11 protein-coding genes are annotated in these 14274 nt (G+C 43.9%); 1 reads left to right on the forward strand and 10 read right to left on the reverse strand.

Going from position 1 to position 14274, the window contains the following annotated elements:
- Positions 1-13: 13 nt before the first annotated feature.
- The 6 genes from JKP82_RS08425 to JKP82_RS08450 all read right to left on the reverse strand — a co-directional run bounded on the left by JKP82_RS08425 (position 14) and on the right by JKP82_RS08450 (position 6802).
- Positions 14-634, reverse strand: a complete 621-nt coding sequence (locus JKP82_RS08425; RefSeq protein WP_159531793.1) for an OB-fold-containig protein — start codon at positions 632-634, stop codon at positions 14-16.
- A gap of 110 nt (positions 635-744) precedes the next feature.
- Positions 745-1563 (reverse strand): hypothetical protein, encoded by an 819-nt coding sequence (locus JKP82_RS08430; protein WP_218396630.1) that lies wholly within the window; start codon positions 1561-1563, stop codon positions 745-747.
- Between the two features lie 66 nt (positions 1564-1629).
- Entirely contained in the window at positions 1630-3543 is a 1914-nt protein-coding gene (locus JKP82_RS08435) for an alkaline phosphatase (protein WP_218396632.1), read from the reverse strand.
- A gap of 13 nt (positions 3544-3556) precedes the next feature.
- Positions 3557-5140 carry an alkaline phosphatase gene (locus JKP82_RS08440; protein ID WP_218396634.1) on the reverse strand — a complete coding sequence of 528 codons (1584 nt, stop codon included), beginning with the start codon at positions 5138-5140 and terminating at the stop codon, positions 3557-3559.
- Positions 5141-5463: 323 nt separating this feature from the next.
- Positions 5464-6189 carry a UDP-2,3-diacylglucosamine diphosphatase gene (lpxH, locus tag JKP82_RS08445; protein WP_159531785.1) on the reverse strand — a complete coding sequence of 242 codons (726 nt, stop codon included), beginning with the start codon at positions 6187-6189 and terminating at the stop codon, positions 5464-5466.
- A 121-nt stretch (positions 6190-6310) separates the two neighbouring features.
- The gene (locus JKP82_RS08450) at positions 6311-6802 is read right to left on the reverse strand and encodes a peptidylprolyl isomerase (RefSeq protein WP_159531783.1); all 492 of its coding nucleotides are present in this window, start codon (positions 6800-6802) and stop codon (positions 6311-6313) included.
- A gap of 161 nt (positions 6803-6963) precedes the next feature.
- Between JKP82_RS08450 and cysS the strand changes: the two genes are divergently transcribed.
- On the forward strand, positions 6964-8346 hold the full coding sequence (gene cysS, locus JKP82_RS08455) for a cysteine--tRNA ligase (RefSeq protein ID WP_218396636.1): 1383 nt from the start codon (positions 6964-6966) through the stop codon (positions 8344-8346).
- Positions 8347-8413: 67 nt separating this feature from the next.
- On the opposite strand, the gene JKP82_RS08460 is transcribed toward cysS, so the two are convergent.
- From JKP82_RS08460 to gloB, 4 genes are all read right to left on the reverse strand, one after another.
- Positions 8414-10546: a TonB-dependent siderophore receptor gene (locus JKP82_RS08460; protein WP_218396638.1), complete on the reverse strand. Its 2133-nt coding sequence runs from the start codon at positions 10544-10546 to the stop codon at positions 8414-8416.
- A gap of 115 nt (positions 10547-10661) precedes the next feature.
- Positions 10662-11717, reverse strand: coding sequence for an ion transporter (locus JKP82_RS08465; protein ID WP_159531777.1), 1056 nt, complete (start codon positions 11715-11717; stop codon positions 10662-10664).
- Between the two features lie 18 nt (positions 11718-11735).
- Positions 11736-13415: a lytic transglycosylase gene (locus tag JKP82_RS08470; RefSeq protein WP_218396640.1), complete on the reverse strand. Its 1680-nt coding sequence runs from the start codon at positions 13413-13415 to the stop codon at positions 11736-11738.
- A 63-nt stretch (positions 13416-13478) separates the two neighbouring features.
- Positions 13479-14270, reverse strand: coding sequence for a hydroxyacylglutathione hydrolase (gene gloB / locus JKP82_RS08475; RefSeq protein ID WP_218396642.1), 792 nt, complete (start codon positions 14268-14270; stop codon positions 13479-13481).
- Positions 14271-14274: the final 4 nt, after the last annotated feature.

Here is a 14274-nt window from a genome sequence, read left to right on the forward strand (position 1 = left end):
AGTCTCTTATTTATTATTGATAACGGGTGGCTAACCAGCTGTGGGTGGTTTTCTTAACAAGGATTACGCGCTCACCTTGCTTGAAGAGTTCATTGTCTTCAAAAGGTTCGACTAAAACATAGTGGGGCTGTGCATAATCATCGGTGAATTTAGCTTCTGCCGGATTCCCCTTCGATGCAATCCCAATAGTTATATGTGCTACCGCACCTATGAAGTCGTCGTTTTGAATAGCAGAAGTTTGAAATTTTGGAATTACAGCCGCAATTATCACACTTACTTTCGATGTGAGTAAGGTGCCGACAATCGCGGAAAAAGGGAGCGTTACCCAAACGGGTAGGGTGGTATTAGCAATAGATTTGGTGGCGTAATTAGTCACAAACCCAAGTAAACCGAAAATGCTTAAAAGCACCACCAGCCATATTAGCAGCGGGACTCTATCTAAATTGAGCCAGCTCCCAAAACTAAGAATAGAGCTACTTTCTACATCAATATTTGAGCTAGGCATGTCGTCAAGCAAACCAATCATGCTTATGCCAAAAACAAGCCCCACAATTTCTATAATGAATAGAATGGCTACCGTGGCTAACGCGATACTAAACCAAAAATTCGCATCGCTCAGCAAAATATCTAACATTTACACCGTCCCTGATGATGTCTTTATTAACCTTTTTATATCACATTCTGTTTATATATCCAGTCAAAAACGACCAAACTAGGGACAGTTTTATATGATAAACCTAAAGTTTAATGACGGTGACCTTCACCTATCGCATTCCCATTTTGGTCATAAAATCCGCTAGCGCCTGCTTCTATAAAACCCTGATTTACCATGTTAGTTAAAAAGGGGTCGGTATGATCATCGCCAATGTCAGCATAATCGGTAGCTTTGTATTTATCACGGCTTTCAAAAAATGCTTCTAAGTTTACATTGTCGTCAACTGAAACTAATGACCACTCTCGGGTAGTATTCTTTTCATTAACACGAAACTGTTGGATTAGTTTTAACTCAGGTAGCCAAGCGAGCGTCATATCCACTTTGCTATTTTGATAAGTTAAATACTCAATTCTCATACAACCTTTGCCTTCAGAACGCTCTAAAGTCATTTTGTTTAGCAAAGTATTGCTAATTAATTGATAACGAAATGAAAAGTCTTTTTCTACTCGGCCGTGAATACTTTCGCCTGGCTGATATTCGATAGCGCGTTCGTGCTTATCAAAATAACGAACAGGCTTGATTAGCTTGTTTCGCACCATTGTCCAAGTTTCAGTAATGCCAACCTGGGGGTACTGATGAGCAACCGTATTGTTATAGCGCAAAAGCGAAATTTCCGTGCTATTGCCGGGAGTGAATCCGCGGCGGGTAGTGACGGTATAGTCAGCTTTCAGGTTGCCTGCTTCAAGTTCGCATTTTGTGTGGATGTCCACCTTGCTGGCATTGCTGGCATTGCTGGAGTGGGTGTCCAAATCTGTGCTAACAGACGTCGCGTGGCTAGGCGCGATAGTTAGCAGGGCTGAAATAACATACGTGGCTAAAGCTAACGAGGGTAAAACTAGGTACTTCATGTATATAAAACTCCGAAATAAGGGAGCGCAAACGCTCCCTTACGAACTGACGATAAACGTAATTTTTTATTCCACTACGGCGTCTGCTTGGGTAACGAAGTCACCCGCGAAGTCCATAATATGGAAGATTACGCTTTGTTCGTTTGTGCCATTTACTAAGAAAGCGCCAGGGCCCTTAGCATGAATACTCACGTCTTCTCCTGAGTGAGTTTCTGAGCCCATAGGAACTAACGCTTCTTGGTGATAACCCGGGGTAGTAGTGTCGATATCAGTAAGGTCTTTGCGACCAGTATCGTACGCTGTAGCGTAACCCGCATCTGAATTGGTTTCGTCTCCAAGGTTTCTGAAGCCAAGACCATTGGTGTAACCCAACGTGGTATAGGGTGTACCATCAGACGCTGTAGCGGCTTCGTCAGCGCCAACATTTACCACTTTACCTAATATGGGATTACCACGTTTAGGGTAGCCGGCAATGGTAAATACATGGCCATGGTCAGCAGTAACAATAATGAGTGTATCTTCATCGTTAGTCAGTTCGTCAGCCATGGCAACAGCGTCAGCAAAGGCTAAGGTATCGTATAAAGCGCCATAAGCATTTCCAGCATGGTGAGCATGGTCAATACGACCCGATTCAACCATAAGGAAGAAGCCTTCATCGTTATTATCAAGAATATTGATAGCCGCTTCAGTCATTTCTGCCACCGAAGGCTCACCAGCAATATCGTTGCTGCGATCAGCTTCATACTGCATATGCGATTCATTAAACAAACCAAATACGCGTTCGGTCGTTTCGGTGTCTAAGCCGTCAAAACCAGATTGGTCGACGATATAAACACCATTTTCATACATATTCTGCCATTCCGCTGTAAGGTCTCGACCATCCGTTCTATCACCTTCAACTTCGCTTGCAGCATCTACACTATTAAACGCAGCATCGTTGGGAAGAAAGTGGCGGCGGCCGCCGCCCATTACTACTTCCAAGCCATCCACGTCTAAGCCTTCATAGTTAGCTTCTAAGTTAGCTTCGAAGTTTACTAGCTGATCGGCTATATCAGGGCAGCCAGCAGTAACCGCATCTTCAGGCATATCAGATACATCTTCCCAGTTGCGATCGGCCGACTTGGCGTAGGTAGCTGCTGGTGTAGCATGAGTAATGCGAGCAGTAGAGATAATACCGGTAGATTTACCCGCTATTTCTGCAAGTTCTAATGCGGTCATGAGTTCGTTGCCAGCAACCGTACTGCATTCGCCGCGCTCAATATCTTCATCAACGCCAATAACACCCACATCGGTTTTTACACCACTAACCATGGCTGTCATGGTGCCAGCAGAGTCTGGAGTTTGCGCATCAACGTTATACGTTTTAGACAATCCAGAGAATGGGAATTTACCAAAGCTAAGCTGGTTTTCTTCGCCATCAAGCCCTTTTAACTGGCCATCTAGAATTCGTGCGGCTGTAATGGTTGAAATGCCCATGCCGTCACCAACGAACAGAATAACGTTCTTCGCTTTACCGCGAAGGTCGGCTACCATAGCCTGTAACTCTTCATTGTTGGCTACTTGAGTAACTTCGATGTTAGCGCTCGAGATACTTGCTGAGGTGCCTGTCGCATCCATCCACACTTGCTTGTTGTTTTCCACTTTTGCACTGGCGGCTATAAACCAGTCGTTGTTCAAAGTGGTAAGCAGCTCACCGGTTGCAACTTCAGAACTGCCGGGTGCACAAACGTAACTTGTATCGGTGATTTCGTCGTCACCTAACGTGCCATCTGCATTGGTATCTAGGCCAGAATCAAACTGTACACCGCTATTCGGGCAGTTTGCATCGCCTACTGCTAACGCAGTTTGCACGGTTAAGCTATTAAGGCCATTTGAACCATCAACACCTGCTGCGCCATCGTTTCCGTCATCGCCTTCAAGAGAGCAGGCGGTTAGGCCGGCAACTGCTAATGCAACAATACTCAATTTAAAAAGTTTCATTGTTCTTCTCCACTTATTCGTTTATCAGGCCAAGGGCTTGGTTGATTAGGTGGAAAACAACATTTTGTTCTATCACACCTTGTGCTAATTGACTTCCTGGTCCAGTTGCGTGTAATGCTATATCTTCACCAGAGTGTGTTTCAGATCCAAGTGGAATAAGTGCTTCTTGGTGATAACCGGCGGTAGTGGTATCTACATCGGTCAAGTCCATACGACCTGCCGCATTGTCGTAGTTGTAACCTTCATCAGAATCGGTTTCTGTTCCTAGGTCACGAAAACCTAAGCCATTGGTGTAACCTAACGTGGTATATGGCGTGCCGTCGGACGCTGTTGCGGGTTCTTCTGCTCCAACATTAACCACTTTACCTAAAATAGGATTACCGCGTTTTGGGTAGCCTGCAATAGTAAACACATGGCCGTGATCAGCAGTAACTAAGATAAGTGTTTCAGAAGGGTCGGTATTATCATAAGCGGCCATAACAGCGGCTTCAAACGCCAAAGTATCTGTAAGTGCACCGGCTGCATTACCAGCGTGGTGAGCGTGGTCAATTCGGCCTGATTCAACCATTAAGAAAAAACCAGTGTCGTTGTTATCTAAGATGTTTACCGCAGCTTCGGTCATTTCAGCAATAGAAGGCTCGCCCGCTACGTCATTGGCGCGGTCTGCTTCGTATTGCATGTGCGACTCGTTGAACAAAGCAAAAACCCGTTCTGTTGATTCAGTGTCTAAACTGTCGAAGCCTGTTTGATCAACAACATAGACACCATTTTCATATATCTCTTGCCACTCTGCGGTAAGGTCACGGTTGTCTGTACGATCGCCTTCTACTTCGCTAACTGCATCAGCACTATTAAAAGCGGCATCATTAGGTAAGAAGTGACGACGGCCACCGCCCATAACCACTTCAATACCGTCTACATCAACACCTGTATATCTGCCTTCTAGGAAGCTCTCAAAATTGACTAACTGATCGGCAATATCAATACAGCCGGCCGCAGCAGCCTCTTCTGGCATATCTGAAATATCTTCCCAGTTACGGTCAGCTGATTTAGCGTAAGTGGCTGCTGGCGTAGCGTGTGTAATACGTGCAGTAGAGATAATACCGGTTGCTAAACCTTTAATTTCAGCAAGTTCAAGTGCAGTAATAACTTCATTGCCAGCAACGGTAGCGCATTCACCGCGTTCAATATCTTCGTCAACGCCAATAACACCCACATCCGTTTTTAGGCCCGACATCATCGCTGTCATCGTACCTGCTGAATCTGGAGTTTGTGCATCAACATTGTAGGTTTTAACCAACGCTGTGTGAGGGAAGGTTTCAAATGCCAAGTAACCTTCTTCGCCCAACCCGCCTTCTAGCTGCCCTTTGTGGATGCGCGCAGAAGTAAGTGTAGAAACCCCCATTCCGTCGCCTACAAACAAAATCACGTTTTTGGCTTTGAACTGGTTGTTTGTCACTAGTTTTTCAGTAAGTTTGCTTTGCGCATCTGAATACCATTCGTTATCTGTTTGGTGTTCGGGTAAAACAGCTGCTTGCAAACCAGATGAAGCAACCAGTGCAAGAGCACTAAGCTTCGTTTTCCAAGTACGATTCATCGTCGTTCCCTACATTGAATTTAAATTGTGATGGTCAGTTTTATTGTTAATTAGTACGCAAATCGCCAAATGAAATTGATTCTCGTTATCATTTAAATGCGCTATTTTCAACGATATATCGGGAAAGTGACGTTTATTTGACAGATTTTTGAACGGGCTTTAACAAAGCAACTACTAAGTACAAAATTTAAGAGAAGGAGGGCAAGACTATTTGTAAATTATCTTTACAAATTAGAGTGTTGGAAAAGCGTATTTTGAAGACAAATAATAAAATTAAATTTATGAAATTTTTAGTATGACAGGAAGCTAAGTATCAGATATCGCTACTTAAAAGTGTGATGTTGTAACATAACATTGGAGTGTGATACACACAATGTGCTGCCTTGATCATACCAGTCACCTAACACGATTCTGGTTGCAGGTTTGCCATTGGCGGTAAGAGAATGAATGTTAGGGCGGTGTGTGTGTCCATGAATTAAGCGTTGAACATTGTGCTGCTCCATAACCTTAATCACTTCTGTGGGTGTCACATCCATAATATCTGGTTTAAGATGCTTTTGGTTCTCTTTACTTTCCGCTCGACCATTTCTTGCAACGCGGCGTCTGTACCATAAAGGCAAGGCTAGCATTAGCCTAGGCCACCACCAACCGCGAGATTTCTTTCTGAATTTTTGGTAAGCCACATCGTTAGTGCAAAGCTCGTCGCCGTGGGTGATAAGTGTGGGTGTCCCGTATAGGTCAATAACGGTGGGTTCGTTGATAAGTGTCATTCCCGCCTTGTATGTCCAGCCTTCGCGTATCGCAAAATCGCGATTGCCATGCATAAAGTAAATAGGCACATGTTGGCTTAAAGTCTTGAATGCCTCTGCAATAGCGGTATTAAATGGGGTAACGTCATCATCGCCAATCCATACTTCAAATAAATCGCCCAACACATATAAGGCATCGGCTTCCTTTGCATCGCTTTCTAAAAATTGCATTAGGCACGCGGTGATGTCAGGGCGGTCTGCACTTAGGTGTAAATCAGCGATGAAGTAGGTAAATGACATAGAAATGGACAACTTTGAAAGGCGTTTCGAAAAAAGAGGCCGCTTTGAATGAGTACGGCCTTTGCTTAATAAGATGTAGCGATAGTGAGCATTTAAGGTTTTAAATGCTCACTTAACAGCACTAAGCTACAACCGCTTTTTCAATAACAACTGGCTCAACAGGTACATCTTGATGATAACCGCTTGAACCGGTTTTAACGTTTTTGATTTTCTCAACTACGTCCATGCCGTCGGTAACTTTACCGAATGCGCAGTAGCCCCAGCCATTCACTGATTCGCTAGTGTGGTTAAGGAAGCTGTTATTACCCACGTTAATGAAGAACTGCGCAGTTGCTGAATGCGGATCATTAGTACGTGCCATCGCAATAGTACCAATTTCGTTAGCAACGCCGTTGTTTGCTTCATTTTCAATAGTATCTTTGGTGTCTTTCTGATCCATATCTGCAGTGAAACCACCACCTTGAATCATGAAACCGTCAATCACACGGTGAAAAATAGTGTCATCGTAAAAACCTTCTTTAACATAAGCTAGAAAGTTCTCTACAGTTTTAGGGGCTTTGTCTTCAAATAATTCTAGGGTGATGTCACCAAAGTTTGTTTTGAGAGTAACCATTTCTTCGTGTCCTGCCTTTAAATAAGTAAATACCCAGTAATATTACCGCATAACCAGCCATGCGGGGAAGTAGCGATGCTAAAAAGCATCGCAAAATCTTACCATTTGGCCACATACAGTGCTAAACTTTGCGGCCATTTTGATACTTAGGAATTCACTTTATGCTACACCTTTACAATACCCGTACCCGTGACAAGGCGAAATTCGTGCCGCTTCAAGAAGGGAAAGTGGGCTTGTATGTGTGTGGTATTACCGTGTACGACCTAAGCCATATGGGGCATGCTCGCACTTACCTTAGCTTTGATATCTTAGTTCGATACCTGCGTCATTTGGGTTTTGATGTGAAGTACGTTCGTAATATCACAGATATTGACGATAAAATTATTGCCCGTGCTAATGAAAACGGTGAAACCTTTGAAGCGTTAACTAAGCGCACCATTGGCATGATGCATGAAGACTTTGCGGCTATCAATTTACTTGAGCCAGACGTAGAGCCAACCGTTAGCGGACATATGGATGAGATCATCGATATTATTAAGATATTGATGGATAAAGGCTTTGCATATCAGGCCTCAAATGGCGATGTATTATTTGATGTAAGCAAATTCCCTGAATATGGCAAGTTGAGTAAGCAAGACTTAGATCAGCTTCAATCTGGAGCCCGTGTTGAAGTAACATCGGACAAAGATGACCCGCTAGATTTTGTATTATGGAAGCCCGCTAAAGCCGGTGAGCCTGCATGGCAATCGCCGTGGGGTGAAGGCCGCCCTGGTTGGCATATTGAATGTTCTGCCATGAACAAAAAGCATTTGGGTGCACATTTTGATATTCACGGAGGAGGTTCTGACCTTACGTTCCCGCACCATGAGAACGAAGTGGCGCAGTCATGCTGTGCATTTGATACACCGTACGTAAACGTATGGATGCACGCTGGCATGGTGCAAGTAGACGACGAGAAAATGTCTAAGTCGTTAGGTAACTTTTTTACCCTTCGTGACGTATTACAAGAGCACGATGCTGAAACCTTGCGCTTCTTCTTAATGTCGGCACATTACCGTAGCCAGTTAAGTTACTCGCAAGATAACATTACCCAAGCAAAAGCGGCATTAGAGCGTTTATACACTGCGCTTCGTGGTGTATCAATAGATGAATCTACCGACCTTAGCTACGGCGGTTATTTAGCGCGCTTTGAAGCTGCCATGAATGACGATTTAAACGTACCTGAAGCATTTTCAGTATTGTTTGATGTGGCGCGTGAAATAAACCGTAATAAAGATAATGCCGAAGAAGCGAGTAAATTAGCTGCGGTGCTTAAAGGTTTAGGTGCTATTTTGGGCATGCTGCAAAGCGACCCAGATGCTTACCTTAAAGGCGGTAGCGAAAACGATGATGAAGCCGCTGAGATTGAAGCGCTGATAAAACAGCGTAACGATGCGCGTGCAGCTAAAGATTGGGCAGCAGCAGATGCTGCGAGAGATGCACTTAACGCTAAGAATATAGTGTTAGAAGATGGGCCTGCAGGTACGACTTGGCGCAGAGGGTAGGTGCTCAAAACAAAAAAGGGCTTAGCTGACATCATCGGCTAAGCCCTGATTATCAAAAAACATTCGCTTAAAAACGCTTTTCAATACCAATTTCAAATCTACGTTGTGCACCATACCAACAGTTATTCGTGTCGTAACATGCACCAACATACTCTTTGTCGGTCAAGTTACTTACACTGCCTGTTAGTTTTAAATCGTACTCTGGCATGTCGTAAGACAATACCGCATCAACCAAGGTGTAAGAAGGCACAGTGTCGGTGTTGTACTTATCTACTTGGGTTTCACCCACGTAACGTACACCTGCACCTAACATTAATCCGTCTAGAGCATCGTCGAAAAAGTAGTTTGCCCAAACAGAGGCACTTTCTTCAGCAACCCATACCGGTGTTTTACCTACTACGTCTGGGTCTAATGTATCTTCGGTCACTTCCATATCAAGGAAAGTCGCATTTGCTTGAACCGATAGTGCGTTGGTCACGCGGGTATTAAGTTCTAGCTCAATCCCTTTAGATTCAACTTCACCATTTTGTGTATATTGCGCAAAGTCTGACGTATTGACCACTACATTTTGTTTCGTCAGTACGAAGTACGCCCCCGTAAACGTGGTTGCGCCATCACCGCTAATATATTTAGTACCCACTTCAACTTGGTCAGCTGTAGTAGGTTTGAAAGCTTCGCCAGTAACTGAGTCGGTGCCTGAAACAGGTTCGAAAGATTCAGAGTAGTTCGCATACATGCGCCACCCTGAGTCAAACGTGTACATAGCTGCTACACGGCCTGAAAACTCATTCTGGTCAATTTCTGTGGTGCTGCCGTAAGGGAAGCCAGCGTACTCATTTTCAGCTACATCGGTACTTTCAAATTGATCATATCGACCATTAAGTAAGAACGTGAAATTATCGATACGAATTTCGTCTTGAAGATAAAAGCCAATTTGCTCAATGTCGATAACGTGATCTTCTTGATAGAAATCCAGTGGCAGCGAACTTACATCGAAAAGGTCGTTATCAATATTGCTTAAATCAAGCACTGGCGTATCTGTGGTTAATGTATCGCGATACGCTACGGTTGAGTCGGAATTTTGATAATCCACACCGAATAACAGGTTGTGTGATACATCGCCAGTTTTCACAAAACCTGCGACCTGCGTATCAACGGTCACACCATCAATTTCTTCATCGGTAAGGTACGCTGAACGGGTAAGGAAAATTCCATCCGTTGGTTCACCAGAATGATACGAGTTTTGCTGCAGGGCATCCGCATCGGTGTAGCGAAATTTTTGTAATACTGACCAGTTTTCACTAAATTCATGGTTCAGTTTATAGCCAAGCATAAGCACTTCGCGAGAATAACTGTTCCAGTTTTTATCACCGGCGTAAACACTAGCGTCAAGCTTGCCATAAGGTGCTTCGTAAAGGGTACCAACGCCTGGAAGTGGGGTAGAGGGCACCATTTCAGGGTCGTCTTGATAGTACGCAGAAAGGGTAAGCTCCGTTGCCTTGCTAATATCTACGGTTACAGAAGGCGCAATGGTGTAGCGCTCATTCTCAGTAGTGTCCTGAAATCCATCTTGTTTTCTACCAAGTGCCACAATACGAAAGCGCGCGTTGTCGGTAAGTTGGCCGGTAGTATCTACACCAAGCTCAAATAAGTTATCTGAACCTACCGCTGCACGAACCAAAGTTTCGTCTTCGTCTTTTGGATATTTGGCCACCTGATTCACCATTCCACCTGGAGGAACTAGTCCATAAAGTGAAGATGCAGGGCCTTTTAGAATTTCTAATGATTCAGTGGCGAACGAGTCTACTTGCGGGTACAAATTCCAACTGTTGTTACTTAAAAGGGGTAGGCCATCGTAAAAAGTTTGGTAGGTATCGAATCCACGAATGGTAAATTGGTCAAAAATAGTGATGGTTGGGCGACTTTCAGTCGTTACACCGGAGCTATAGCGCAAGGCTTCTGACACAGATTGTGCTTGGCGCAATTGCAAAAGCTCTTGATCGATAACACTGATACTGACAGGCGAATCGATAGGGCGCAAAGAAGATTTAGTGGCCGTACTTCTGTACGACTGCATAGGGTTAACTTCAATGTGCTCAAGGCTTTCATCTTCTTGTTCTTGTGCAACTGGTGATGTAGCTACCGCTATCGCTAATGCGGTTAAGGAAGGGTAAAACCAACCTTTACGACCGTTCGACATTCTTTATTTCCTCAAAATGTAAGACTAACAACCAATGGTATTGGTCAGAAGTCTACCATATGAGTATTGAAATGATAATGGTTATCATTAGGTTTTAATTCGCGCAAAGGTGTATCTACAAGTTCCTTTTTATTGTTGTATCCTCTGAAGGCGCTGTTACTGGCATTGTAGATTCTTTTTTAGCGAGCTCTGATTTCCAGCGCTGTTGTGCAATGTGTCCTTTCATCAATTCTAAGCATTCATTCACCACCTGTAATACTTCTTTATCTAATGCATCGGCTGTAGGGGTGTAATCATGCATACCCACTGAGATGAAATGGTCGATGCGATCAGCATCTAAATCAGACAACAAATTTACCAGCGACATGGTGACAATATCGGTTACCGATTCCTCCAGTGTGTTTTCAATTGTTTTACCAATTATGGGTAAGTAATTAAGCGTAGACACCTGGGAGTTTCCACGTACCGCTTTGCCTACACTTTTGCGAACATGTTCACGTATCACTTCACCATGTTCGTCGTTACTTATCGATTGCCCTAAGTGATTAATAACACCCGCCATCCATTGGGTAATAACAGGGCGGCGTGGTGCAAGGACTTGCTCGGTAATCTCATCTACCAATGGTGAGCCTGCGGCAATGTCTTTTTGCGCATCGCTTAATACTTTCACCACAATTCTGTCGCTAAGCTCTTCAACAAATACATCGTAATAGAAGGCGAAGAACCGAAAAATTGCGGTGCGGTTTAAATCAATAATTTGATATTTGTGCAGCCGATGCAAAATTGAAAATATGCGTAGGAAGCGGAACAGCCGCGTAGCCCCAAGAGGAATTAGTCCAACTAAATCGTACCAATGCAGAAAAGGGAAAAAATACCAACGCAGGTGCTCTTTGCGCACGATGGCAACAATCCACCTAAAACAAAACTCAGTGAGAAAAATGCCAATGAAGACTAAATCAACCAACAAGAAGTTGTGATGAATGGGGTCGTAAGCGTTAATTAAAGCGGGGAAGAAGGCATCTATTTGAGAATAGATAAAATCGGTAGCGTACAAGGCATCGAAAATTAGCCATGCTAGGTTTAAAAATAAAATACCCAGCATGACTAAATCTAAGATTAACCAGGGCGTTTCATGACTGTTACGTAAATTGTCCCGGTTAATCCTTAGCATTGCTCTATCCTTTGCTATTTAGCCTGTGCTATTTAATCTAGTGACGTCTACAAACAGCTTTAGCTTCTGGCCCGGCTGTAAGTAACGCGATGTATTAATGTTATTCCATTTGCCAATATTGCTGATGCTGACATTGAATTTATTCGCAATGCGCGACAGGGAATCACCGTTTCTAACCGTATAGGTTACGCGTTTGGTTATAGCATCAGCGTTTTTTGAGTTGCTATTGTTATTCTGCCAAACCACTAATTTTTTCCCAAGACGGAGCATGTCGCCAGGCGCCATATTGTTCCAACTCGCTAGTTTTTTAGTAGTAACGCCATATTTACGTGCAATATCCCATAACGTATCACCTGAGCGAATAGTATGGGTAACTTTATATGCACCGTGCTTTTTGTTTTGCACACTGGCTAAACGCTGGCCTTGTGATAGGTCGTAATTATCTAGCGCTTTCAAGGCCACAGGTACCATAATGGGTTGGCCAATACGAATAACGTTAGAGTTAAGCTCATTAACTTGCTTAATCACTTTTACAGTGGTGTGATATTTATTCGCAAGTTTCCCTAAGCTATCGCCAGGCTTCACCGTATGACGTACCCAATTCAATCGGTCGGTACGATCAATTTTAGCAAGCGCATCACTAAAATCAGCGGCTTCGGTTAACGGTAACACTAATCTATGCGGGCCCTCTGGAGCAGTAGCCCAGCGGTTAAAGCCAGGGTTCAATGCATGTAACTCTTTAAGCGTCATGCCCGCAAGGTCGGCAGCAAAGGCCAAATCTACCTGTGAACCAATATCAACCACTTCGATAACGGCGACGTTTTCAACTTCAGGCCATGCAAAAGCATATTCATCACGATGTTTTAAAATGTCTGCCAATGCTAATAATTTCGGTACATACGCACGCGTTTCACGAGGTAAGTTTAACGACCAAAAATCGGTAGGCTTACCGGCTTTTTTATTTGTGCGAATGGCTTTTGAAACTCTGCCTTCGCCACTGTTATACGCCGCTAGAGCATGTAGCCAATCGCCATCGAACATGTTCGATAAATAGGTTAGGTAATCTAAAGCACCTTTTGTGGACGCTATAACGTCACGACGCCCATCGTACCACCAGGTTTGCTCCATTCCGAAACGCTTGCCCGTGCCGGGAATAAATTGCCACATACCAGCGGCTCGGCCATGAGAGTAGGCAAAAGGGTCGAAAGCACTTTCAACAATGGGCAATAACACCAATTCCATTGGCATATCACGCTTTTCTATTTCATCAACAATGTAGTAAAGAAACGGCTTGGCACGAGTAACCACACGTTTCATGTACTCTGGATGCTTTAAATACCAGTTTTTTTGCACATCAACGCGGCGATCATCGGGAATGTATAAATCAAGCCCATCGCTTACTCGCTGCCACACGTTGGTAATAATGGCTTCGGTTTCTACTGAAGGATCGTCAATAAGCTCTTCTGCTTCCGACAGCAGATTATCTTTAGGGTGCACTACATCAATAACGCCTTCGCGCGCTATTTCACAGTCTTCAATTGCTTCTGGTGTGTCGTGTAATGTGTTGCAAGGTTCAGTTGAGCCTTCAACATTTTGTACATTCACCACGTCTTCTTGTATTTGTTCTTCGGTGATTTGGCACCCACTTAGCCCTAACGCTAATAAAACGGGTGACAAAACAAACAACTTCAACTGCATGTAGAAGGGACCTCTCGAATACCTGCAAACCGCACATTCTACCTTCAGTGCGTTAGTTTTGCATTAAAACTCATCTTTCCAGCGCCGAACTGCAGCAAATACCGCTACATCGTCGCCCATGTTTTTTTCGCAATAAGCTTCGGCAGCAGTTTGTACAGAAAGTTCATGAGAACGTAAGAAAGGGTTAATTTGTTTTTGCTCTGCCAAATATGAGGGCAGGGTTGGCATACCCATTTCTCGCTTTTTATCTACCCACGATGAATAGTTTTGTAGGTTTTGATTTTCTGGTTCTACTTCTAATGCGAAGCGTACGTTCGATTGAGTATATTCGTGGGTACAGTAAACCAGCGTGTTGTCGGGCAAGCGCTTCAGCTTGTTCAACGAGTGCAACATTTGTTCAGGCGACCCTTCGAATAACCGGCCACAACCTGCTGAAAATAATGTATCACCACAAAACAAAACGTTGTGGCCAAAAAACGCAATATGATCGAGTGTATGACCGGGCACTTCCATTACTTGGAATTCTAAATCTAATACAGGAAGCTGTAAGGTATCGCCTTGCGAAACGGATTTAGTGATGCCACGAATATGTCCCCCTCTTGGGCCGATAACGGGAAGGCCTGGGTTTGCCGACACTAATTTGGCAATGCCACCCGTGTGGTCATGATGATGATGCGTAATTAACACGGCCGCTAAATGTAGGTTTTCACTGTTTAAAAACGAGAGTACGGGCTCCGCATCGCCTGGGTCGACAACGATCGCTTGGTCGTTATTGTGAATACACCAGATGTAATTGTCGCTAAATGCTTCTATTGGAAAAATTGAAATGCCGTGAGGAAGAACGTCAGTCGTCATGGTG

It is taken from the genome of Alteromonas lipotrueae, from assembly GCF_019249215.1.
GTDB lineage: Bacteria > Pseudomonadota > Gammaproteobacteria > Enterobacterales > Alteromonadaceae > Alteromonas > Alteromonas lipotrueae.